At 66.9% G+C, this 22,023-nt stretch carries 19 protein-coding genes; 12 read left to right on the top strand and 7 right to left on the bottom strand.

Annotated elements, in window-relative coordinates:
• Positions 1 to 354: 354 nt before the first annotated feature.
• The gene (locus BLU09_RS15745; protein WP_090490350.1) at positions 355 to 1,194 is read right to left on the bottom strand and encodes a hypothetical protein; all 840 of its coding nucleotides are present in this window, start codon (positions 1,192 to 1,194) and stop codon (positions 355 to 357) included.
• Between the two features lie 351 nt (positions 1,195 to 1,545).
• Here BLU09_RS15745 and BLU09_RS15740 point away from each other — a divergent pair, with 351 nt between their 5' ends.
• Entirely contained in the window at positions 1,546 to 2,295 is a 750-nt protein-coding gene (locus BLU09_RS15740; protein ID WP_090490349.1) for a HEAT repeat domain-containing protein, read from the top strand.
• Positions 2,292 to 3,029 (top strand): methyl-accepting chemotaxis protein, encoded by a 738-nt coding sequence (locus BLU09_RS15735; RefSeq protein WP_090490348.1) that lies wholly within the window; start codon positions 2,292 to 2,294, stop codon positions 3,027 to 3,029. The genes BLU09_RS15740 and BLU09_RS15735 overlap by 4 nt, the downstream gene beginning before the upstream one ends.
• Before the next feature lie 13 nt (positions 3,030 to 3,042).
• Here BLU09_RS15735 and BLU09_RS15730 read toward each other — a convergent pair whose 3' ends face one another.
• From BLU09_RS15730 to trmB, 6 genes are all read right to left on the bottom strand, one after another.
• Positions 3,043 to 6,009: a helicase C-terminal domain-containing protein gene (locus BLU09_RS15730; RefSeq protein WP_090490347.1), complete on the bottom strand. Its 2,967-nt coding sequence runs from the start codon at positions 6,007 to 6,009 to the stop codon at positions 3,043 to 3,045.
• A gap of 57 nt (positions 6,010 to 6,066) precedes the next feature.
• Complete coding sequence (locus BLU09_RS15725) at positions 6,067 to 6,477, bottom strand: cupredoxin domain-containing protein (RefSeq protein ID WP_090490346.1); 411 nt, start codon at positions 6,475 to 6,477, stop codon at positions 6,067 to 6,069.
• A 44-nt stretch (positions 6,478 to 6,521) separates the two neighbouring features.
• Positions 6,522 to 7,427 carry a hypothetical protein gene (locus BLU09_RS15720; RefSeq protein WP_244171748.1) on the bottom strand — a complete coding sequence of 302 codons (906 nt, stop codon included), beginning with the start codon at positions 7,425 to 7,427 and terminating at the stop codon, positions 6,522 to 6,524.
• Between the two features lie 325 nt (positions 7,428 to 7,752).
• On the bottom strand, positions 7,753 to 8,172 hold the full coding sequence (locus BLU09_RS15715; protein WP_090490344.1) for a nuclear transport factor 2 family protein: 420 nt from the start codon (positions 8,170 to 8,172) through the stop codon (positions 7,753 to 7,755).
• 56 nt (positions 8,173 to 8,228) lie between these two features.
• A complete protein-coding gene (locus BLU09_RS15710; protein WP_090490343.1) occupies positions 8,229 to 9,272 on the bottom strand; it encodes a diguanylate cyclase in 1,044 nt (347 codons plus the stop codon).
• A 111-nt stretch (positions 9,273 to 9,383) separates the two neighbouring features.
• Positions 9,384 to 10,004 (bottom strand): tRNA (guanine(46)-N(7))-methyltransferase TrmB, encoded by a 621-nt coding sequence (gene trmB, locus BLU09_RS15705; RefSeq protein ID WP_090490342.1) that lies wholly within the window; start codon positions 10,002 to 10,004, stop codon positions 9,384 to 9,386.
• Between the two features lie 75 nt (positions 10,005 to 10,079).
• Between trmB and BLU09_RS15700 the strand changes: the two genes are divergently transcribed.
• From BLU09_RS15700 to BLU09_RS15655, 10 genes are all read left to right on the top strand, one after another.
• Complete coding sequence (locus BLU09_RS15700; protein ID WP_090490341.1) at positions 10,080 to 11,006, top strand: bifunctional riboflavin kinase/FAD synthetase; 927 nt, start codon at positions 10,080 to 10,082, stop codon at positions 11,004 to 11,006.
• Positions 11,007 to 11,210: 204 nt separating this feature from the next.
• The gene (pilB, locus tag BLU09_RS15695) at positions 11,211 to 12,911 is read left to right on the top strand and encodes a type IV-A pilus assembly ATPase PilB (RefSeq protein ID WP_011555739.1); all 1,701 of its coding nucleotides are present in this window, start codon (positions 11,211 to 11,213) and stop codon (positions 12,909 to 12,911) included.
• 43 nt (positions 12,912 to 12,954) lie between these two features.
• Entirely contained in the window at positions 12,955 to 14,073 is a 1,119-nt protein-coding gene (locus BLU09_RS15690; RefSeq protein ID WP_011555738.1) for a type IV pilus twitching motility protein PilT, read from the top strand.
• Between the two features lie 57 nt (positions 14,074 to 14,130).
• Positions 14,131 to 15,384 (top strand): type IV pilus assembly protein PilC, encoded by a 1,254-nt coding sequence (gene pilC / locus BLU09_RS15685; protein WP_090490340.1) that lies wholly within the window; start codon positions 14,131 to 14,133, stop codon positions 15,382 to 15,384.
• 61 nt (positions 15,385 to 15,445) lie between these two features.
• A complete protein-coding gene (locus BLU09_RS15680; RefSeq protein ID WP_090490451.1) occupies positions 15,446 to 16,978 on the top strand; it encodes a two-component system sensor histidine kinase NtrB in 1,533 nt (510 codons plus the stop codon).
• A complete protein-coding gene (locus BLU09_RS15675) occupies positions 16,975 to 18,411 on the top strand; it encodes a sigma-54-dependent transcriptional regulator (RefSeq protein WP_090490339.1) in 1,437 nt (478 codons plus the stop codon). Before BLU09_RS15680 ends, BLU09_RS15675 begins: the two co-directional genes overlap by 4 nt.
• 186 nt (positions 18,412 to 18,597) lie before the next feature.
• The gene (pilA, locus tag BLU09_RS15670) at positions 18,598 to 19,263 is read left to right on the top strand and encodes a type IV pilin protein PilA (RefSeq protein WP_090490338.1); all 666 of its coding nucleotides are present in this window, start codon (positions 18,598 to 18,600) and stop codon (positions 19,261 to 19,263) included.
• A gap of 93 nt (positions 19,264 to 19,356) precedes the next feature.
• A complete protein-coding gene (locus BLU09_RS15665) occupies positions 19,357 to 20,274 on the top strand; it encodes an ABC transporter (protein WP_244171747.1) in 918 nt (305 codons plus the stop codon).
• Positions 20,271 to 21,251, top strand: coding sequence for an ABC transporter ATP-binding protein (locus tag BLU09_RS15660; protein ID WP_090490337.1), 981 nt, complete (start codon positions 20,271 to 20,273; stop codon positions 21,249 to 21,251). Before BLU09_RS15665 ends, BLU09_RS15660 begins: the two co-directional genes overlap by 4 nt.
• Positions 21,251 to 22,018, top strand: coding sequence for an ABC transporter permease (locus BLU09_RS15655; RefSeq protein ID WP_090490336.1), 768 nt, complete (start codon positions 21,251 to 21,253; stop codon positions 22,016 to 22,018). Before BLU09_RS15660 ends, BLU09_RS15655 begins: the two co-directional genes overlap by 1 nt.
• Positions 22,019 to 22,023 lie beyond the last annotated feature (5 nt).

Genomic DNA, 22,023 nt, shown 5'->3' with positions numbered 1-22,023 from the left:
CCGTGCTCGCGTGTGACCTCATTGCCTGATTCGGCGACACATGAGTCGTCGCTGCAGAGGGAACTCGGGCAGGCGGCGTCGTTTGAGATTGCCGAAGAGGACGGAGCCTTCCTGATGTTTGTCTGGGGCAGCTCCGGCAACTGCTTGGGCGATACATGGCACCCAAGCCTGGAAGGTGCGATGCATCAGGCTTGGGTTCAGTATGGCGTTCACTCTGGCGCATGGGCGATTGCGCGATACGCCAGGGACCGTTCAAACCGAGTGATGGTGGCCTCAACAAAGTGTCTGCTCGCGATGGGGTGAGGCGAGGACGGAGCGTCTCGCGCCCTACGGCCCATCGCGGCTGCTCGCCGTTCAAGTACCTGAAGAGGCGTTCCCGAAACGACTCAGCATTTCTTCCACGTACTGGACGCCCCGAGCCGTGATGGCTTTACCCTTCTGGGTGTCCTGTGCGTAACCACCGTGCAGGCGGAGCGCCTTGGCCGCGTTCGGTGCGGCGTAGGTGACACCCAGCTCCCCCCAGAAGCGCGACGTCGTTCCAGAGGTCACCTCGAACTCCGCATCCAGCGAGCGTGCGAGATAGAGGGGGATGAGTGACCGCACGAGCTGGTCCTTCTGCTTGCCTGCCGAGATGAAATCCTGCTGCCGCGGATGGCTGCGCAGCGCGGAGAGCAACTGGTCCACGGCCGTGCTGCCATTCCCGGTCGCGGGCGAAGCGGTCTCCTTCGCGGGGCGGGCTCGCTTCTTGACCTTCGTAGTCGGGCGGGCCGTCCGCTTCTCCGACTTGTCTCCCGTGCTGCTCTGCGCCTGCCGTGCTGCGGGCTTCTTCTTTTTCGTCCCCGTGCGAGGCGCCTTCGCCGTCACCTTTCGGGAAGGCTCAGGCGTAGCGGCCTGGGCAGCCGAAGGTGCGACAGCGTCGGTGGTTACCGCACCACGCGGTGGGGTGCGCTCTGCCACGGTCGGCTCCGGCGGCGGCGCGTCGGACGGCTGGGAGACGACTGGCCTGGGGCGCGGCGTGCGCTCGACCACGGTCTGCTGCGTGGCGCCACGGGGAGGAGGTGACGGGAAGTCCGAGGCCCGGGGCGCGGATGTGTCTCGGGACTCCTTGAGCCCGAGGCGCGCGCGCACCTCACCCACGATACCGCCCAACCCCACGTTCTGGAGCAGACCTTCCAACCGGGACGTGAAAGACACCTGGTGAGCCCTCCTGGAGACGCGCACATTACCCCATGAAGGCCACATCCCCGAGCGGATGGCTCGATTCCTGCCGGTCCTGCTGCCGTGGAGGGGGCGGGAGGCACCGGTTGTGGGGCCTCAGGGGCCGAGCCCGAGCCGCTGTGCCGTGGACATGCCGCCCGGGTTCGCGCCCCGCGCCGTGCCCTTCCCAGCGCATCCCCAGGTCTGAACAGACACCCGGACGGACAGAGGCGGGGACGGCCCTCCAGGGCGGGAGTGGCCATGACCCACTGTCTTCCATGTGCAAGGCCATGCAACTGTTCGCCAATCGTCAGACGGCGTTAGACTCTCCGGACTCCTTCCCTGCGCATGCAGCTGCTTTCCTCCGCCCTCGTCCTGTTGCTCCTCGCGCCTTGCGCGGCCCTGGCTCAGGGTGACTCCCGTATTGCCTTCCTGGGCAAGCAGCTTCAGAAGAGCAAGGACCCGCGCTCGCGTTCGCAGGCGGCGCTGGTGCTCGGCGCCACGGAGGACCCGGAGGCCGTGCCGCTGCTGTGCAACGGATTGAAGGACGAAAGCGAGCTGGTGCGCGCGGCCGCGGCGAAGGGGCTGGCGAAGCTGCTGGAGCCCGATGGGCTCGACTGCCTCCAGGCCCACAAGGCGGACGCGGACGCGTCGGTCCAGGCGGCGGTGCGCGAGGCCGTGGGGGCCCTGAAGGAGTACCAGTCCCGCCCGCCGCGCTTCTACGTGCATCTCGAGGCGGTCAAGGACCGCACGGGCAAGCTCCCCGCCGACCTGGTGAAGGCGACGGAGGCGCGGCTGCGCTCGCGGCTGATGCGGAGCGGGGCCCAGCTCGCGCCCGCGAAGGAGACGAAGGCGGCGGCGAAGGGCACGCTGAAGAAGCTTCGGGTGCGGGGCTACCGCATCACCCCGGAGCTTCATGCGACGGACGGCGGCGGACTGCGGGTGGCGCTGGTGTGCCTCACCTACCCGGACCTGTCGCTGATGGGGCAGGTGGAAGTGAATGCCGCGGGCGCTCAGCCTGGCGATCTCCTCAAGGCGCTGGTACCTCGCGCGGTGGAGGAAGCGGCGGAGACCTTCGAGTGGAGCAGCGAGACATGACGACGACCACGGCGCCCCTGACGCCAGCCAAGCGGCGCTGGCGCAACTTCCTTCTCGAAACGGGCTTCCAGCTCAAGCTGACGGCGTACATCGTCTCGGTGACGCTCGTTCTGTCGGCGCTATTGGGCGTGTTCCTCGTGAGAGGCGCGCAGGCGCTGATGCGCGAGACGGCGACGGCGGTGGAAGCCCGCTCCCGCGCGGCGGAGGTCAGCCGCGAGCTGTCCGGCGCCACGCTCTCCAACGAGCTGCTGACTCGGATGGACGACCCCACGTTCGAGGCGAGCTTCCGCGAGAAGGCGGGGGCCATCGACGCGGCCTACGAGGCCGAGCGTGCCGCCATCGTTGCCCAACGCGCTGAGCTGGAGCGGCAGCAGAAGCTCACCTGGTGGGCGCTGGGGGGCTTTCTGGTGGCCTTCATCGCGGTGGTGGGATTGGGGACCATCGTGGTGACGCACAAGGTGGCGGGCCCACTCTTCCGCATCCGCCGCATGGTGCAGGAGGTCCACGACGGCCGGCTGCGTCCACCCCAGCACGGGCTCCGGGATGGCGACGACCTCCAGGACCTCTTCGATGCCACGCGGAAGATGGTGCAGCGCCTCCGCGAGCAGAACGAGGAGGACGCGAGGACCTTGGCGAACGTCCTCCTGGCCGCGGAGCGCACGGGCGCTTCCCCCGAGCTCCTCTACGAACTGCGCGCCCTGGATGCGCGCTATCGCACCCGGCTCGAAGACTGAGCCCTTCCGGGGCTCACCCCCAGGACCGCGCGGGTCCTGACTCCACGGTGAGTCCCGTCTCTTTCAGCATCGCGTGGATGCGCAGGCGCGCTTGGGCCCACGGAAGCGCCTCGACGCGATAGCCCTCCAGCGCGTTCATCAGGTGGCCACGGTAGCTGGGGTGTCCCGGGTCCGAGATGATGACCACGCCCCGGTCCGTCGTCGCCCGGATGAGCCGGCCCACGCCCTGGCGCAGTTGCAGCAGGGCGCGGGGAAGCCGGTAGTGGAGGAAGCCCATGTATTCGCCGCCGCTGCGAGAGAGGGGCTCCTCGCGCGCGGCCACCAGCGGACGCATGGCGGGCTCCAGGGGCAGCTTGTCGATGAACACGCAGCCGACGCCGCGACCGGGGATGTCCACGCCCTGCCAGAAGCTCTTGGTCCCCAGCAGCACGGTGCCCGTGTCCTTCTCCTGCCGCGCCGCCAGCGAGCGGCTGTGCCCGCGTGACTGCCGCAGCACCTCGATGCCCAGTGGGTCCAGCCGTCCGCGGACGCTCGTGCCCACGCGATCCATTCGGCGCGTCGATGCGAACAGCCCCAGCACCCGGCCTCCCATCGTCTGGGCCAGGCCCGAAATCCGGAGCGAGGCCCACTCCACGAAGGCTTCCTCGTGCGCACGAGGCGCATCTGTGACGAGCACGACCAGCGCCTGCTCATGCAGCTTGAAGGGCGTGGCCGCGCGGACCAGTCGGGGCGCAGGTCGGCCTCCACGCCCGTCGAGCCCCAATCGCCGGAGGACGAAGGGGAAGCCGTCGCCAGTGCCCAGCGTGGCGGACGCGAGCACCAGCGTGCGCTTGCTCTCCGCGAAGTCCTTCGACACGTAGGCGGAGACATCCACTGGCTGGGCGCTCAAGCTCCACCGCTGCCGCTTCGGTTCCGCGGTGGCCGCGTAGCACCGTCCTGGCGCGGCTTCTCCGGACAGTTCGCCCGCGAGCACCGCCAGTTCGCCAAGCTCGGTGTTGGCACCTGACAGCTCCCGCTCCAGCGCGGGTTGTCGAGCCGCCAGCTCAGGGAGAGCGGCCAGTACGCGCACGGACAGCAGGACATGCAGCGCCTGGAGCGCGCCGCGCACGCCTTCCAGTCCTTCGCGTACCGGCTCCCAGGCGGGCAGGGCGCGCACGGTCGCGGTGATGCGCAGCTCCGGAGAGTACGCACTTTCATCCGGGTCTTCGCCCACGGCTGTGGCGGTGGGCTCGCACAGCTCCGTCACGCGCGCACCGAGGTCACGTGCGTCGTCAAGCAACCGGCGAAGGCCATCCTCCACCTCGCCCATCAGCGACCGCGTCTCCGTCCGGCGCGAAGCGCTCAGCGCCTTGCGTAGCTCGGCGAACAGGCCGCGCCGTCCGTCCCTGCCATGCAGCCGCTCGGTGAGGCGGAGGAAGGCCAGGTCCGACAGCTCCAGCGTCAGCGCAGTGGTGGCGACATCCTCCACCTCGTGCGCCTCGTCGAGGACCAGGTGGTCCAGCTTCGGGTAGCGCGCGGGCCACGCGAAGGCGAGCGACTGGTTGATGACCAGCACGTCCGCCTCACGGGCCTGCGCCACGGCCGAGTGATAGAAGCAGCGGTGGAAGTGCGGGCACTTCTCGCCGAGCGTCGTCGATGCCTCGGAGCGCACGGCGGGCACCAGCGCCATCAGCACCGGGAAGCGCTCGCGGAACCAGTGGCTCAGGCGGTCCAGGTCTCCTTCGCCACTGCGGCGCAGGTACGCACGCAGATACGCCCGGGGGGCGCGCGCGGAGTGCCCCATGCCGGGCTCCACCCGAGTGGCTTCCAGCGCGCGGCGGCGGCACAGGTAGTTCGTCTGGCCCTTCAGCAGGGCGTAGCCGAAGGCGCCCTTCGTGGCGCGGTGAAGCCGAGGCAGGTCCTTCTCCAGGAGCTGGTCCTGGAGCGTCTTGGTGTGCGGCGCCACGCCGACCTTGCGTCCGTTTCGCGCCGCGAAGAGGGCGGCGGGAGCCAGGTACGCCAGCGACTTGCCCGTGCCCGTGCCGGCTTCCACCGCGAGTTGCCCGCCGTCCGACAGCGCCCGCGCCACCGCCTGCGCCACGTCGAGCTGCGCGGCCCGGCTCATGAATCCTTCACCGGCCTGCTCCAGCGCGCCGCCAACGCCCAGCAGCGCTGAGACCTCGTCCGGACGCACGGGGAGCACGGGGGCATCCGCCTCTGGCTCGGGTAGCGCCGTGGCGCCTCCCGCGCGCCGCCGCTCCGGCTTCCCACGAAGGAAGCCCTGGGCCTCCAGCGACAACGGCGCAGCTTCTTCACGGCACGCGGCGGCCAGACGCGACAGCAGGTCCACCAGCGGCCATTCCTCATAGTCGAACGCGCCGCTCGCGCCGTCCTTCAGGCCCACGCCCTCCATCGCCAGGCGCAGCTCCGCGCCCTTGCGCGGGTCCAACGCGGCGAGCAGGTCCACCACGTCATCGCCACGGCCCTCGCGGACGCAGCGCTCCATGGCGTGCACCAGCACCGAGTACACCGCCTCGCAGTCTGACACCGCGCGGTGCGGCTGGCGCAGTGCCAGCCCGCCCCAGCGCAGCAGCGACTCCAGCGAGTGGCTGGGCAGCTCTGGGTGCAGGTAGTGCATCAGCTCGCACGAGTCGAGCACCGGGGCGCGGATGGGCCCCAGCAGGTCCGGCAGGAAGCCTTTTTCAAAGGGCGCGTTGTGCGCCACCACCGTCCAGCCGGAGAGCTTCTCGCGAAGCTCGGCGATGTCGGTGCCGAAGCGCGGATGCCCTTCGAGGTCCGCGTCCGTCAGGCCCGTCAGGCGCCGGATGGTGAGGGGGAGGGGCCGCGACGCCGAGTACAGGCGCGCGAAGCGTTCCACCTCGCGCCCGTTCTCGAAGAAGATGCAGCCCAGCTCGATGACCTCGTCCACGCGCGGATCCAACCCCGTGGTTTCGAGGTCGAGGAACACATGCCGGGTGAAGAGCTCCGCCGCGCCGCCCATTCAGGCCTCGGAGACTACTCCTCCCGGCGGCGCTGCCTAGAAATCGACCAGCGTCCGTCAGTCGACCATGAAAACGCCGGAAATCATCTTGTTCATGGCGCAGCCGTACACCAGCTTGCCGGACTCCTTTGGCGTGAAGGTAATCTCCACCGGCTGGTTGAGCGGCAACGGCGTGTTGATGTCGTAGCCGTCCATGACGACCTCGGTGGCGCAGGTGTGGTCCGTCTTGCGCGTCACCACCAGCTTCACCGGCTCGCCCTTCTTGAGGCTCACCGGGCTGGGCTCGTAGCCCTTCTCGGTGACGGAGAGCTCGACGATGCGCACGCCGTTCTCGCGCTTCTCGGGGACCGCGGGCGCCTTCGTCGCGTCAGCGTCCTTCGTGCACCCTTGCTGCGTGATGCCCACCATGGCGGCCGTCGCGGCCAGGGCGAGCCAGGGCTTGATGATGCGGGAGATGAACTGACGCATGGATGTCTCGGCGGTGTGGGGCGTACGCCCCGCGGGGATGGCCCTCAGGCCTCGTCCGCGGGGGCACTCTCGTCGGAGGTGGAGGTCACGGGCTCGAAGCGCAACAGGGCGTGGAGCGGGACGAAGACTTCGTGGCCCTCCTCGCCCAGCAGCAGGTCGAACCGGCCCACGCGCATCAGCGGAAGCTGGAGGGTGATGCCGTTGCGGAGCACCATCCGCACCGTCTGCCCGATGTGGTCCAGGAAGGCGCGCGGGTCCGAGTGGGGGCGCTTGTCCGGCTGACGCGCCACCGCGGACGGCTTCTGCGTCAGCTTGGCATCGCGCTCCAGACCGGGCAGCAGCCGCTCCCAGTCCGAGCGCCGGGCCAGCAGCACCACCTGGAGCTTCTCCAGGCGGCCCGTGCGCTCCAGCGTGAAGGCGATGGGCTCCTCGGCCTGCAGCGTGTCCAGCAGGGAGCGCTCCGCCAGCACCACGGAGACTTCTGCCTTGTCGCTGATGAGCCGGGCCAGGAAGTCCGCCACCACGGCGTTTTCGACCTCGCCGCGCGCCTGCTTGATGGCCGCCTTGCGCTGGGTGCGCTCCTTGCGGGCCATGAACTCGGCCACCGTCATGCCGCTCTGGAGCACGCCGAAGGCGTCACCCAGGGACAGGCTGGGCGTCTGGCCCATCAGCTCGTACACTTGGTCGAAGCGCTTCGCCTCCTCGGCGTGCAGCTTGCGCCAGATGCGGCACTTCATCTTCCCTTCCAGCTCGCCCTTCGCGATGCGGGCGGGGACGCGCTCACGCACCGCCAGCGCCTGAATCTGCTCGGGCGTGGGGGGCGGCCGGGGCGTGGACGGCCGGAAGCCGCCGGGGCGTCCGCCGAACCCACCACCGGGGGCTCTGCCCGGAGGCGCACCCGTGCCAGGGCCGGAGGGGCGAGGAGCCAGCGGGCGGGCGCCAGGCGTCACGCTCGTCGTCGGGCGGGGCGCGGGAGCCGCTGTCGCTGGCGCTGCCACCGGGGCGGGGCGGGGCACCGGAGCGGTCCCCGTGGGCGCGGGACGAGGCGTCGGCAGGGGCGCCGAGCCAGCAGCAGGCCGGGGCGTGGGCGCCACGCCCGTGGGGCGCGGGGTAGGCGTGGGGCGCGGCGTGGGCGCCGGAGTCGGGGTCGGAGCGGCAGTGCCGGGCGTCGTTGCCGGGCGCCGGATGACTTCGACCGCGGGAATCACCCGCCGTGTCTTCCTGTCGTTCACAGTCGTACGTTACCTGATGCGAGTTTTCCGGGCATGCCCGGCTTTACGGCTGGAGGGATGCTGAAAGGTCGACCTTCCACCCGGACGGCTCACGGACCATCCGGACCTCGTGGGAGCTTTCTCCCGCGCGCACGAGCACTGTCGCGACGTCTCCCTCCTCCCGGACCAGTGAGACCTCCGTAACATCCGGAGGCGGAGGGACATTCGCGAAGAAGAGGGCCATGGGCTCCGGTTTTTCTTCACCCCCGGATGCCTCTCCCACCACCTGCGCACGCTTCGCCAGCGCGTCCTGGGTGGGCTTGGACAGCGCGCCCCACGCCTGCTGCAGCTCCCCTCGCTTCACCAGCCGGTGGAAGGACGTGTAGGCGTCCTGCGGGGTGCCGAAGCGCGGCCGGTTGCAGCCACCCAGGCTCAGCAGCAGGACCAGCGCTACCAGCCAGGGCATCGTCGCGGAGAGACGCATGGGGACAGGGGTTTAGGTCAAAGCGCCGCCGGGGGAAAGCCCGAGGTTCGGACATGTCACGCGGCGTGCTGATGGACGCGATTGCGGCCTGCTCCCTTGGCCGCATAGAGGCTGGCGTCGGCAGCCCGCAGCAGCGCCTCCGCGCTCGGGAGGTCGCCCGACGGCACCGTGGCCACGCCCAATGACGCGGTCAGCCGCACGCACTGCGGCTTGCCACTCCCGCCCACATACTCCAGTTCCAGGGCGGCGATGGCGTCGCGCACCCGCTCGCAGACCCGGAGCGCGTCCGCGGGACCTGTCTCCGGGAGCAGGGCGATGAACTCCTCGCCGCCGTAGCGCGCCAGCAGGTCCACTTCCCGCAGCCGCGCCCGCGCCGTCTGGGCCACGGCCTTCAGCACGTGGTCTCCGAAGGGGTGCCCGAAGCTGTCGTTGATGCGCTTGAAGTGGTCGATGTCCAGCATCACCAGGGACAGGGGCGCTCCATAGCGCCGCGAGCGGGCGAACTCGTCGTTCAGCCGCTCTTCCAAGGCGCGCCGGTTCGACAGGCCAGTGAGTGCATCCGTGCGGGTGAGCGCCAGCAGCTCTTCGCGCCGCGCCGCCAGCTCCTTGTTGGCGCGGTCCAGCTCCCGGTTCTTCTCCACCACCGCATCCTGCAACGCCTTCAGCCGCAGCATGGACTTCACGCGGGCCGACAGCTCGAGCATGTCGAAGGGCTTCACCAGGTAGTCATCCGCTCCCAGCTCCAGTCCCTCCACCTTTCCCGCGGCCTGCCGGGCCGTCATGAGAATCACGGGGATGAAGCCGAAGCCGTCCTCGCCCGCGTTCGCCTTGATGATGCGGCACACCTCCACGCCACCCAGTCCCGGCATCTCCACGTCCATGAGGATGAGGTCGGGGCGGGACTCCCGGATGGCGGACAGCGCCTGGGCGCCGTCATGGGCCTCGGCGAAGACGTAACCGTGAGGGGCCAGTCCGTCGCGCACGTGCCGGAGATGCACCGGGTCATCGTCCACGAGGAGCACCGTGCGGCCACTGAGTTCCCCAGCGGGGGGGGCACGGCGGGCGACCTCCAGCGTCCTCTTCCGTTCGCCATCCGCCATGAATGTCTCGCCCCCGGGTGCAATCGTCCCGCGCGCGGTGCGGGGTTGCCCGCCATTCTCACTGCCCGCACCTGGGATGCAAGGGGCTCGGCGCGCGCCCGCGGCGCGACGTCAGGCAGGCTTCAGTAGCCGCGCCCGGTACACGGGCTCCCCGCTGGCCAGGTAGCGGCGCTCACGCGTGGAGGGCACTTCCTCCGGGTCATAGGGATGGAAAACACCTGAACCCAAGGGGTTCTTGAAACCAGCGGATTCCAGGATGGCGAGCATCGTCACGCCGCGGTCCTGGACATCGGTGCGCATGTCGAAGAGTCCACCCGGTGCGAGCTTGCCGTACAGCAGTTCGGCGAACGCGGGCTGAATCACGGCGCGCTTGGCGTGGGAGCGCTTCCACCAGGGGTCGGGGAACTGGAGGTGGATGGCGGCGAGTGAATCGGGCGCGAAGATGCGGGGCACGATGAAGCGCGCGTCGGATTCGATGACGCGCAGGTTGCGCAGGCCCGCCTTGTCCGCGCGGTCCTGGGTGTCGCGCGCGTACTTCTTGCGCCACTCGAAGGCGACGAAGCGTACCTCGGGGTGGCGGCGGCAGTACTCCAGGGCGTGGCCGCCCGCGCCGGAGCCGATTTCCAGCTCGAGCGGTCCGCTGAAGCCGAATTCGGCGTCCCAGTCCGGCGGGGTCTCCAGGGTGACGAACTTGAGGCCGACGGGCTCGGGGAGCAGGCGAGGACGGGACATGGGCGGGCGCCACCAACCATGGCGACGACGGGTTTGGCCAGGGAAAAACGCGAGGCCTGGAGTATACGGGAGCCCATGAAGGTCTTCCCTGCGGTGGCGGACGCGGGCCGGGCGCTGGCCGGACAGGCACTCGCGCTGGGCAACTTCGACGGTGTGCACGTGGGCCATCAGGCCCTCTTCGCGGAGGCGCGCCGCCACGGGCGGGCCGCCGCCTTCACCTTCCATCCCCATCCAGGCAAGGTGCTCCAGCCGGAGCTGGCGCCGAAGCTCATCACCCTGCTGCCGCGCAAGCTGGAGCTGTTCGAGGAGCTCGGGTTGGACGCCGCGGTGGTGCAACCCTTCTCGCGCGAATACGCGCGCACGCCGCCCGCGGACTTCGAGGCAGCGCTCTTCGACGCGCTCGGCGTCGCGCACGTCGTGGTGGGCAGCGACTTCACCTACGGCTCGGCCCGGCGCGGCACCGCGGAGACGCTGCGCGAGGCCGCGGCCCGGCGTGGCGCCACGGTGCACGTGGTTCCGCCCGTCACGGTGGATGGCGTGGTGGCGTCGTCATCGCGCGTTCGCGAGTACATCCTGGAGGGGCGCGTGTCCGCGGCGCGGCGGCTGCTGGGCCGTCCCTTCGATCTGGACGGCACGGTGGTGACGGGCGCGGGGCGGGGGCGAGGCATCGGCTTTCCCACCGCGAACGTGGATACGCAGAACGAGCTGCGCCCCGCACCGGGGGTCTATGCCATCCGCGTCCATCTGCCGGGCGAGTCAAAGGGCACCTGGCATGGCGGTGCGGCGAACATCGGTGTGAAGCCTACCTTTGGCGGCACGGAGGTGACGATCGAAGCGCACCTGCTCGACTTCGCCGGTGATCTGTACGGGAAGGAGCTGCGCGTGCAGTTCCTCGACCGCCTTCGCCCCGAGCAGCGTTTCGGTTCGGTGGTGGAGCTGACGGGGCAGATCAAGCGTGACGTGGAGGCCGCGCGCGCCGTGATTGCGCGCGAGGAGAGCTGAGCAATTTTCCCGTGTCCGTTCAACGGTTTGTGACAGCAGGGGAGCAGGCGAGGGCGCCTTGACGCGCGCGCGCGGCTCCCCTCTAATTCGCAATCAGGAACCGTGCCATGGGGTGAGGATCACCCGGGCACCGCTCCAGCGTCTTTGAGCTCGGAGGCGGGCCCCCGCCCGCTTCTTTCTTCTTCAAGGAAGAGGCATCAACGAATGTCCGGTCGACTCGGTGAACTGCTGGTTCGCGAGAACCTCATCTCCGTGCAGCAGCTGCGCAAGGCCCAGGAAGAGCAGCAGAAGAACGGCACGCGCATCGGCACCGCGCTCGTCAAGACGGGCGCCATCGAGGAGTCGAAGCTGACCGACTTCCTCTCCAAGCAATACGGCGTGCCGGCCATCAACCTGAAGGACTTCGACGTCGAGCCGGACATCATCAAGCTGGTGCCGAAGGAAGTGGCGGAGAAGCACCTGGTGGTGCCCGTCAACCGCGCGGGCCCGTCGCTCATCGTGGCCATGTGCGACCCGTCCAACATCTTCGCGGTGGACGACCTGAAGTTCCTCACCGGCTACAACATCGAGACGGTGGTCGCCTCCGAGGTCTCCATCCGCGAGGCCATCGAGCGCTACTACGCGGAGAAGGGCCCGTCGCTGGAGGACATCGTCGGCGACGTCGGTGACGACATCGAGGTCACCAAGGAAGAGACGGAGAACATCGATGAGATGGCCAAGGCCGCGGACGACGCGCCCGTGGTCAAGCTGGTGAATCTCATCCTCATGGACGCCATCAAGAAGCGCGCGTCCGATATCCATGTCGAGCCCTACGAGAAGGACTTCCGCGTCCGCTTCCGCATCGACGGTGTGATGTACGAGGTGATGCGCCCGCCGATGAAGCTGCGCAACGCGATCACCTCGCGTTTGAAGATCATGGCCTCGCTGGACATCTCCGAGCGGCGCCTGCCGCAGGACGGCCGCATCAAGATCAAGATGGGCGGCGGCAAGGAGATGGACTTCCGCGTGAGCGTGTGTCCCACGCTCTTCGGCGAGAAGGTCGTGATGCGTCTGCTCGACAAGAGCAACCTCCAGCTCGACATGACGAAGCTGGGCTTCGACGCGCAGCCGCTGGCCTGGTTCAAGGAGGCCATCGACCGGCCCTACGGCATGGTGCTGGTGACGGGCCCCACGGGCTCGGGCAAGACGACGACGCTGTACTCGGCGCTCTCCAGCCTCAACGGCCTGGACACCAACATTTGCACCGCGGAGGACCCGGTCGAGTTCAACTTCGCCGGCATCAATCAGGTGCAGATGCATGACGACATCGGCCTGAACTTCGCCGCGGCGCTGCGCTCCTTCCTCCGCCAGGACCCGGACATCATCATGATTGGTGAGATCCGCGACTTCGAGACGGCGGAAATCGGCGTGAAGGCGGCGCTCACGGGCCACCTGGTGCTCTCCACGCTGCACACCAACGACGCCCCGGGCACGGTGAGCCGTCTGCTCAACATGGGCATCGAGCCGTTCCTCGTGACGGCGTCGCTGAACCTCATCCTCGCCCAGCGTCTGGCGCGCCGTCTGTGCCCGGCCTGCAAGAAGCCGGCGGAGAACGTGGACGAGCAGGCGCTCATCGACGCTGGTGTTCCGCCGGACAAGATTGGCACCTTCACGATGTACGAGAAGGTCGGCTGCCGCGACTGCAACGACCGTGGCTACCGCGGCCGCGTGGCCATCTACGAGGTCATGCCCTTCTGGGACGGCCTCAAGGAGCTGGTCATCAACGGCGCCTCCGCCGCGGAGCTGAAGCAGGAGGCCATTCGCCTGGGCATGAGCAGCCTGCGCATGAGCGGTCTTCGCAAGATGATGGACGGCGCCACCACGTTGGAAGAGGTGGTGGGAAACACCGCCCCGGACCGCTTCTAGTCAACCTTCCTCCCACCGCACTCCCCCCGAAGGACATCCCCCCGTGGCCAACCTGCACCAGCTCCTCAAGGCGATGGTCGAGAAGGGCGCTTCCGACCTCCACGTCACCACCGGCTCTCCGCCGCAGCTTCGCGTCGACGGCGAGCTCGTTCCCTTGAAGACGGCGCCGCTGACCCCGGTGGAGACGAAGCAGCTCTGCTACTCCATCCTCACGGACGCCCAGAAGCACAAGTTCGAGGAGGACAACGAGCTGGACCTGTCCTTCGGCGTGAAGGGCCTGTCGCGCTTCCGCGCCAACATCTTCATGCAGCGTGGCGCGGTCGCCGCGGCGTTCCGGACCATTCCCTTCAAGATTTTGACGTTCCAGGAGCTGGGCCTGCCGCCGGTGGTGGCGGAGCTGGTGAAGAAGCCGCGCGGGCTCATCCTGGTGACGGGCCCCACGGGCTCGGGCAAGTCCACCACGCTGGCCTCGATGATCGACAAGATCAACACCGAGCGTCATGAGCACATCATGACCATCGAGGACCCCATCGAGTACCTGCACCCGCACAAGAACTGCCTCGTGAATCAGCGCGAGGTGGGGGCGGACACGCGGAACTTCAAGACGGCCCTCAAGTACATCCTCCGCCAGGACCCGGACGTGGTGCTGGTCGGTGAGCTCCGCGACCTGGAGACGATTGAAGCCGCGCTCACCATCGCGGAGACAGGCCACATCTGCTACGCGACGCTACACACCAATAGCGCGGTGCAGACCATCAACCGCGTGCTGGACGTGTTCCCCCCGTACCAGCAGCCGCAGGTCCGCGCGCAGATGTCCTTCGTGCTGGAGGGCGTGATGAGTCAGGCGCTGGTGGCGAAGGCGGGCGGCCCTGGCCGCATCCTGGCGCTGGAGGTGATGGTGCCCAACCCCGCAATCCGGAACCTCATCCGCGAGGACAAGGTCCACCAGATCTACTCGTCCATGCAGGTCGGCCAGGCGAAGTTCGGCATGCAGACCTTCAACCAGGCCCTGGCGGCGCTGCTGCTGCGGCGGCTCATCACCCAGGACGAGGCCTTCGGACGTTCTAGCGACGCGGAGGAGTTGCGCAACATCCTGGCCACGGGCGGCGGCGGGGCCCTGCCCGGAATGCAGCGGCCAGGCGGGGGAGCGGGTGGTCGTTAGTTCCGGGATTCGGAGATCAGCGGTTAGAGTGGCGCGGCACCCGCGGAGGTCCAGCTCATGGCAGCCCCAGCAGTGAAGTCGGCATCAACTCCCAAGAAGGCCACCGCCCAGTTCCTCTGGGAGGCGAAGACCAAGAGCGGGGAGTCGAAAAAGGGTGAGATGGAGGCGATGGACGTCGAGGCCGTCAACGCGCGCCTCAAGTCCCTCGGTCTGAACCCCATCAAGGTGCGCAAGAAGAGCATTCTGGACGGGGATATCGTCATCCCCGGACTGGGCGGTGTCGAAGGCAAGGACATCCTCGTCTTCACCCGTCAGTTCGCCACGATGATCGACGCCGGCCTCCCGCTGGTGCAGTGCCTCGACATCCTGGCCAGTCAGATGGACAACCCTGCCTTCAAGAAGGTGCTGTTCGCCATCAAGGGCAAGGTGGAGCAGGGCAGCACCTTCGCGGACGCGCTGAAGGAGCACCCCAAGGTCTTCGACGAACTCTACGTCCAGCTCTGCGCCGCAGGCGAGGTGGGCGGTATCCTCGACGCCATCCTCAACCGGCTCGCGGCGTACCGGGAGAAGAACGAGAAGCTCAAGTCCAAGGTCAAGAGCGCGATGACCTACCCGGTCATCGTGATTTTGGTGGCCATTGGCGTGACGGCGGTGCTGCTGCTGAAGGTGACGCCCGTCTTCGAGAAGATGTTCGCGGACTTCGGCTCGGAGCTGCCGGGGCCGACGCAGATGATCGTGAACTTCTCGCACCTAGCGCAGGAGTACTTCTTCCATGCGGCTGGTTCGATTGCCGCGGTGGTGATGTCCTTCACGTGGAGCTACCGCCAGCCGCGTGGCCGGAAGTTCTGGGACAAGGTGTTCCTCTTCATGCCCGTCTTCGGCCCCGTGCTCCGCAAGGTGGCCGTGGCTCGGTTCACCCGCACGCTGGGGACCATGATTTCCTCGGGCGTGCCCATCCTGGACGCGCTGGACGTCACCGCGAAGACGGCCGGTAACCGCACCGTGGAAGACGCCATCATCTACGTCCGCGGGAAGATCGCCGAGGGCAAGAACATCGCGGGGCCGCTGGCAGAGACGAAGGTGTTCCCGTCGATGGTGGTGCAGATGATCGGCGTGGGTGAGGCGACCGGCGCCATGGACACCATGCTCAACAAGATCGCCGACTTCTACGATGACGAAGTGGACGCGGCCATCAACAGCCTCACGGCGATGATTGAGCCGGTGCTCATGGTGTTCCTCGGCGGCGTGGTCGGTGGCTTCCTCATCGGCATGTACCTCCCCATCTTCTCGCTTGCCGGCGCCATCCAGTAACGCAGTGGTCGTAGGAGGGCGCCCCCTGGAGGGGGACGCGTTCAGGTCGCGGCTCGTATGGCTGGTGCTGTTCCGTACGGTGGCCGCGAGCTTGTCGCTCGTCATCACCCTTGCGCGGCTCCTCCTGCAGCCCACTCAGGAGCTGAGCGGGGCTGACACCCTGTCGCTCGGGGTCATCGTCAGCGCGTACGTCTCTACGCTGGTGGTGGGGCTGAGGCTGCGGCGCGGGCGTGGTGGGCTGCTCGATGCATGGGTGCAGGTTATTGGCGATGTTGTCATCGCTACTGGGCTGGTCTACCTCAGCGGCGGCGCGGACTCGCCCCTGACGTTTCTCTACAGCCTGTCGGTCATTGGCGCGGCCGTCGTCTTGGACCGGCGCGGTGCGCTGTGGGCCGCCGCGGCGTCCGTGTTGTGCTTCGCCACGTTGGTCATGGGAGCCCGGTTCCTTGGGAGTGTGCCTGGGGGGCTGATGCCTCCGTCCCGGGTGATGTTCGTCCTGGGGAGCAACGCACTGGCACTGGTGCTCATCGCCGTGTTGGCGGGCTATTTGTCTCGCCAGCTCTCGGTGGCCGGTGGCGCTCTGTCTGCTCGCGAGGCGGACCTTCAGCGGCTGGGACGCCTGCAGCAACAGATCCTGTCCTCCATGCCATCGGGACTCGTGACATGTGATGCGGGGCACCGCATCACCTACGTCAATCCCGCAGGCTGTCTGATTCTCCAGGTGGATGCCACGCAGGTCGTGGGAACGGATGTGGAGGCACTCCTGCCGGGTGTGCTCGGGCTAGCTCCCCGTTCGCCTCGGAGCGAGCTGGTGGTGGGCAAAGGCCTGAAACGGCGCATTCTGGGGCTGTCCGTGACGCCGTTGGATGGAGCGCCTGGCTCCCTGCTCATGGTGTTCCAGGACCTCACTCAGCTTCGGCGAATGGAGGACGACCTCAAGCGCGCGGACCGATTGGCGAGCCTAGGCGCACTCTCTGCGCAGCTCGCGCACGAGCTGCGCAATCCGCTCGCGTCCATGCGCGGGTCAGCGCAACTGCTGGCGCAGGACGCGCAGGATGCGATGGCTCAGAAACTTACCAACATCTTGATTCGTGAGGCGGACCGACTCGCGCGGTTGGTGGAGGACTTCCTGCGCTTCGCGCGTCCTCCGACGCCAGTGCTCCAGCAAGTTGCGCTGGCGTCATTGCTGACGGAGACGGTGGACATGCTCCGCGTGGACCCGTTGGCTCGGGACGTGCGGGTCGAAATGGCCACTCCCGTGGTGATGGCGGTCTCCGTTGACCCGGATCAACTCCGCCAGGTGCTTATCAACCTGGTGCGCAACGCGTTTCAGGCAGCGGGGGCTCGAGGCCACGTGAAAGTGGCACTGACGCGGGCCGAGAACGAGGCGAGAATCCGCATCTGGGACTCGGGGGGGAGCATCACGGAGGAGATGATGGGGCACTTGTTCGAGCCGTTTTTCACGACGCGGGATGGAGGCACCGGGCTGGGGCTGTCCACTGCGCACTCCATCATTCGGGCACATGGAGGATTCATCCGTGTTCGGTCCAACCCTGAAGAGGGGACCGAATTCGTGGTGGGGCTTCCGCTATGACGGCGACACAGGGAGGGGAGGCGGGCGCCCGCGGCCACATCTTGGTGGTCGACGACGAGCTGTCCATGCGCGAGTACCTTGAGCTGTTGCTCCAGCGGGAGGGATACGCCGTGACGAGCGTGGCCGGGGTGAAGGCCGCATGCGACCTGCTGGCCTTGGATGGGGTGGACCTGGTCATCTCCGATTTGAAGCTCGGGACCGGCAGCGGGCTCGACGTTCTTCGTGCCGCACGCGCGCGTCCCGGCTCGCCGGAGGTGGTGCTCATCACGGCTTACGGAACACCCGCCGCGGCCGTGGGGGCGATGCGCGAGGGCGCGTACGACTACATCTGCAAGCCATTCGATAACGAAGAGCTACGGCTCCTCGTCCAGAAGGCGCTTGAGAAGCGCACGCTGCGGCAGGAGAACACCGGCCTTCGTGCGCGCCTCTTTCCGGGGCTTGATGGTGCAGTGGGGCAAAGCGCCCGGATGCAGGCCGTGTGGTCGCTGGTGGAGAAAGTGGCTTCTGGCCGGAGCACCGTGCTGGTGACCGGGGAGAGCGGCACAGGCAAGGAACTGGTGGCGCGTGCCATCCACATGCGCGGAAGCCGAGCAGCCCGACCGTTTCTCCCGTTCAACTGCGCTGCGCTGAACGAGGGGACACTTGAGAGCGAGCTTTTTGGGCATGTGAAAGGGGCGTTTACTGGGGCCACCCATGACCGTTCGGGCTTGTTGGTCGCGGCAGGGGATGGCACGGTCATGCTGGATGAAGTCGGAGAGATGCCGCTGGCCACCCAGGTGAAGTTGCTCCGAGTGCTCCAGGAGCGAAAGGTGAAGCCGGTGGGCAGCGCGGCGGAGATTCCCTTCCAGGCGCGCGTCATCGCGGCCACGAACCGGCGGCTTGAGGCGGAGGTGAAGGCGGGGCGGTTCCGGGAGGACCTTTTCTATCGGCTCAACGTGATTACGGTGGAGTTGCCCCCGTTGCGCGAGCGCTCAGGAGATATCTCCCTGCTGGCAGGCTACTTCCTTTCCCGAATGGCGGAGGAACTAGGGCGACCTGGCCTCCGTTTCGCGCCCGAGACGCTGGCATTGCTGGAGCGGTATCCGTTTCCTGGCAACGTGCGACAGTTGCAGAACATGGTTGAGCGTGCCGCGACGTTGTCGGACTCGGACTTGCTTGGGCCATCCACGCTGCCTCCTGCCGTACGAGGGGATGCGGAACCCGTTGCCCGCGCGTCGGAGGGCGCCGAGCCGGGGCTTGGCGCCGGCTTCAATCTGGAACGCCACCTGGATGACAGCGAGCGTCGCTACCTGCTTGCCGCAATGAAACAGGCTGGCGGTGTGAAGACCCGGGCCGCAGAACTCCTCGGCCTTTCGTTCCGTTCGTTTCGGTACCGCCTGGCCAAGCACGGCTTGACGGACGACCTGGAACCCGGGGCTCCGTCCGATGCGTAGGCTGATCGACAGTTATCGTCAGCGGCACTGCCGAATTTTGTCAGCCCTGCACCTGGAAAGCGGCGCAGGATTCCTCAGCTCTTGGAAATCAGCGGTGTTAGCGCGTGGCGGTGAGCTGGCACATCATGTGCTAGCGCTACCAGCGGGCGCAGTGCCCCCCCGTTGCAACCTTCCTTGAGGATCCCCATGCGCGTCTCGCGATTCAACCCCCGCAACCGTGGCTTCACGCTCATCGAGCTCATGATCGTGGTGGCCATCATCGGCATCCTGGCGGCCATCGCCATCCCGAACTTCATCAAGTTCCAGGCTCGCTCCAAGCAGTCGGAGGCGAAGACCAACCTCAAGGCCCTGTACACGGCGCAGAAGTCGTTCTTCTCTGAGAAGGACCGCTACTCGCACTTCGCCAACGAAATCGGCTTCGCGCCTGAGCGTGGCAACCGGTACGGCTACCGCGTTTCCGCTGAGGCGGGCACCTGCGAGAACCGCACCGCCGCCGATATCACGGTGCCCAACGCGGGTGTTCCTTGCATCAGCAACGACTCGTTCCGCTTCGGCTCGAGCAGCGTCATTGACGACCCGACCCCGCATGTGGCCACGTTCACGGTTGCGAGTGCTGGTGGCTGGACCACGACCTTCGGTGTGCAGCCGGACGTCGAGACGTGCCCCAACTGCAACTTCTTCGCTGGCGCGCAGGGCAACGCGGATAACGAGGCTTCCTTCGATGACTGGGTGATCGCCGGCTTCGAGGGTACGGGCGGTGTCGGTCCTTGCTCCGAGGCTGGCAACGTCGCCTCGGGTACCCCGTACAACACCCGTAACGATGTCGCTTGCGACGGTGCCACTGGTACCTGATGTTGTCTGACGTGGAATGAGCGGTGGCTTGACCACTGTTCTCTGGGCCGCCCTCCTTCAGGATGGCGGCCCTTCGTCGTTTAGGAGCCTGTGGTGCTTATCCGGATTGTGGTCTTGGCGCTGGCCGTGTGCTCGGTGGGGTTGCTCGCTGAGAAGCCAGGGAAACCCTTGCGAACGAAGGATGGCCCCGTGCTCCCCCGTCGGGAACTCCTTCAGATTTTGGGGGCAGCCCAGAGCCCGCTTTTAGCGGACTTCTACTGGATTCAAGCGATTCAGCAGGTAGGGCGTGCCAACACTGACACCGAGTACCGGGATGTATTCTTCTATGCGGACTTCGCGACCGATCTCGACCCCAAGTTTCGCTACGTCTACGAGTTTGGCGCGATTGCAACCCCATTCAATCTAGGGCGTGAGCAGTGGGTGAACACGGACCTGTCATCCCGGCTGTTGGTCAAAGGGCTGGCTCAGTTCCCCGATGACCGTCGTTTCTTGTTCCAGCTCGCCTACAACAAGATGACGTACGAGCGTGACTATCAAGGGGCCGCTGAGCTCCTCACGCGATTGTCTCGGTTCCCTGACATCCCGCGCTACGTAGCCCATCTCGCTACTCGCCTGTACGCGCAAGCTGGGAGTTTTGATACGGGGTTGCAGATGGCCGAGATGCTACGCGACAGTGCGGAAGATGATGAGTCGCGCGCGTTCTATGAACATCGCATCAAGGAAATCTTGCGTGAGCGCGTGCTGACTCAGATTGATGACGCCATCAGTGCTTTCCAGCGAGACCGAGGTGAGTTGCCCAAGACAGTCCCTGCATTGGTTCGCTCGGGCTATCTACGTGCAATGCCCGAAGACCCATTGGAGGGGCAGTTTTTCATCGACCGGCGAGGGCGCGCGCGCTCTACATCGGGATTGTACAGGTTGGAGATGTACGAGGACGCCAAGAAAAAAGAATTGCAGGAAGATCTAGCTGCAGGCGGCATTCAGCTCGGTGACCCGGGGGATGCGCCATGACGGTGACCGCCTCGACAGAGTCGAACTTGCCAGTCTCCATCCGCGGATTGTCCAAGACGTACCGGGTGGGGTTCTTCCTCAACAAGCAGGTCAAGGCCCTCCAAGGATTGGATCTGGAGATTGCGCCAGGACAGGTCTATGGCTTGTTGGGGCCCAACGGTGCGGGCAAGTCCACGACCATCAAGATTCTCATGGGGCTGGTGCGAGCCTCTCAGGGGCAGGCGTTGCTTTTCGGTGAACCGCCCGAGCGGCCGCATGTCCGGCGTCAGGTGGGTTTCCTGCCGGAGAACCCCTCGCTTTATGAGTACCTCACCGGGCGGGAGTTCGTGACGCTTGCCGGTCGCATCTTTGGGCTAAGCGGCCATGAACTGGATCAGCGTGTGGAGCGGGTGCTCGGCGAGGTGGGGATGGGCCGAGCGTCTGACCTGCAGATTCGCCGTTATTCCAAGGGCATGGTGCAGCGGACTGCACTGGCTCAAGCGCTCATCAGTGGGCCTCGCTTGCTGGTTCTGGATGAACCCACTTCCGGCCTGGATCCCCTCGGGCGCAGGCAGATGCGTGACATCATCCTTGCCGAGCGGGAGAAGGGGACGACCATCCTCTTCTGTACCCATATCATCTCCGACGTCGAGTCCCTCTGCGACCGCGTGGTGGTGCTCGTAGGCGGGCGACGCGTTCAGGAAGGGAGCGTGCAGGAATTGGTGTCCACAAAGGCTCCCTCCGTGGAGATGGTCGTACACGGGCTCCCATTGGATCAGTTGCAGTCGCTGGGCTTCACATATGAGCAGGCGCAGCAGTTGGACAGCCGGGTCCTGTTGCGGGTTCCGGACGCTGATTCTCATGGTTTGCTCCAGGCCGTCCTTAATAGAGGGGGGCGAGTTAGCCAGGTACAGCCTGCGCGCTTCTCGCTGGAGGACCTCTTCCTGGACGCGATGAAGCAGGCAGGTGGGCAGACGGTAGGCGGGGAGATTCAGTGATGGGGGCTTTCGCCGCCATGGCATGGAACGGGTTCCGCGAGGCGCGGCGCAACCGGGTGACGGTGCTGGTTGCTGCCTTCGCTATCTTGCTGCTCTTCGCCACCACGCTCGTTACCGAGGTCACTGTCAGCACCTTCGACAGAGTGGTGACCGACTTCGGACTAGGGGTGATGAGCCTGCTGCTCGTCTTCCTCTCCATCTACTTGTCGTCGGGGCTCATCAGCCGTGAAATCGAGCGGCGAACCATCTTCTTGATGGTGTCCAAGCCTCTGTCCCGAAGCAGGTTCCTGCTGGCGCGGCTCGCGGGCAACATGCTCACCCTCGGTGTGTTGCTGGTGGCCATGACGCTGCTGTTCTGGGTGGAGCTTGTCCTACATCATTCGCCCATCACCCAGCCGCAGATGGCCGCGCTGTGGGGGCTCTATCTTGAGCTGTTTGTCCTCACCAGCGCGGGGTTCCTGATGTCCACCTTCGCCAGCCAACTCGTCTCCGCACTGGTGACGACGGGACTGTACTTCGCGGGGCATCTCTGCGCGGACATCTACAACCTGGGAGTGAAGTCCAAGGTGGACTTTGTCCAGTGGGTCAGCAAGGCGACGTACTATGCCCTGCCCAACCTGGAGCGGCTGAACTTCAGGCCGCGCGCCACGTATGCCATCGATGTGACGGCCGCGGAGCTAGGCTCGGCCACCCTGTACGCACTGGGCTGGGGAGCGCTCTTCTGCGTGCTGGCCACGCTCGTGTTCGAGCGGCGCGACTTCCGCTGAAGCTC

The sequence above is a fragment of the Myxococcus virescens genome (assembly GCF_900101905.1).
Lineage (GTDB): Bacteria > Myxococcota > Myxococcia > Myxococcales > Myxococcaceae > Myxococcus > Myxococcus virescens.
Note: the sequence above shows the minus strand (reverse complement) of the source record. Positions and strands in the feature narration are given on the sequence as shown.

What these genes read in the sequence shown, in the direction of transcription:
- BLU09_RS15725 (WP_090490346.1), bottom strand. Translation starts at nt 6,477, where the DNA reads ATGCGTCAGTTCATCTCCCGCATCATCAAGCCCTGGCTCGCCCTGGCC.
- BLU09_RS15715 (WP_090490344.1), bottom strand. Translation starts at nt 8,172, where the DNA reads ATGCGTCTCTCCGCGACGATGCCCTGGCTGGTAGCGCTGGTCCTGCTG.
- BLU09_RS15710 (WP_090490343.1), bottom strand. Translation starts at nt 9,272, where the DNA reads ATGGCGGATGGCGAACGGAAGAGGACGCTGGAGGTCGCCCGCCGTGCC.
- BLU09_RS15655 (WP_090490336.1), top strand. Translation starts at nt 21,251, where the DNA reads ATGGGGGCTTTCGCCGCCATGGCATGGAACGGGTTCCGCGAGGCGCGG.
- BLU09_RS15730 (WP_090490347.1), bottom strand. Translation starts at nt 6,009, where the DNA reads ATGGGCGGCGCGGCGGAGCTCTTCACCCGGCATGTGTTCCTCGACCTC.
- pilB (WP_011555739.1), top strand. Translation starts at nt 11,211, where the DNA reads ATGTCCGGTCGACTCGGTGAACTGCTGGTTCGCGAGAACCTCATCTCC.
- BLU09_RS15700 (WP_090490341.1), top strand. Translation starts at nt 10,080, where the DNA reads ATGAAGGTCTTCCCTGCGGTGGCGGACGCGGGCCGGGCGCTGGCCGGA.
- BLU09_RS15675 (WP_090490339.1), top strand. Translation starts at nt 16,975, where the DNA reads ATGACGGCGACACAGGGAGGGGAGGCGGGCGCCCGCGGCCACATCTTG.
- BLU09_RS15740 (WP_090490349.1), top strand. Translation starts at nt 1,546, where the DNA reads ATGCAGCTGCTTTCCTCCGCCCTCGTCCTGTTGCTCCTCGCGCCTTGC.
- trmB (WP_090490342.1), bottom strand. Translation starts at nt 10,004, where the DNA reads ATGTCCCGTCCTCGCCTGCTCCCCGAGCCCGTCGGCCTCAAGTTCGTC.
- pilA (WP_090490338.1), top strand. Translation starts at nt 18,598, where the DNA reads ATGCGCGTCTCGCGATTCAACCCCCGCAACCGTGGCTTCACGCTCATC.
- BLU09_RS15660 (WP_090490337.1), top strand. Translation starts at nt 20,271, where the DNA reads ATGACGGTGACCGCCTCGACAGAGTCGAACTTGCCAGTCTCCATCCGC.
- pilC (WP_090490340.1), top strand. Translation starts at nt 14,131, where the DNA reads ATGGCAGCCCCAGCAGTGAAGTCGGCATCAACTCCCAAGAAGGCCACC.
- BLU09_RS15735 (WP_090490348.1), top strand. Translation starts at nt 2,292, where the DNA reads ATGACGACGACCACGGCGCCCCTGACGCCAGCCAAGCGGCGCTGGCGC.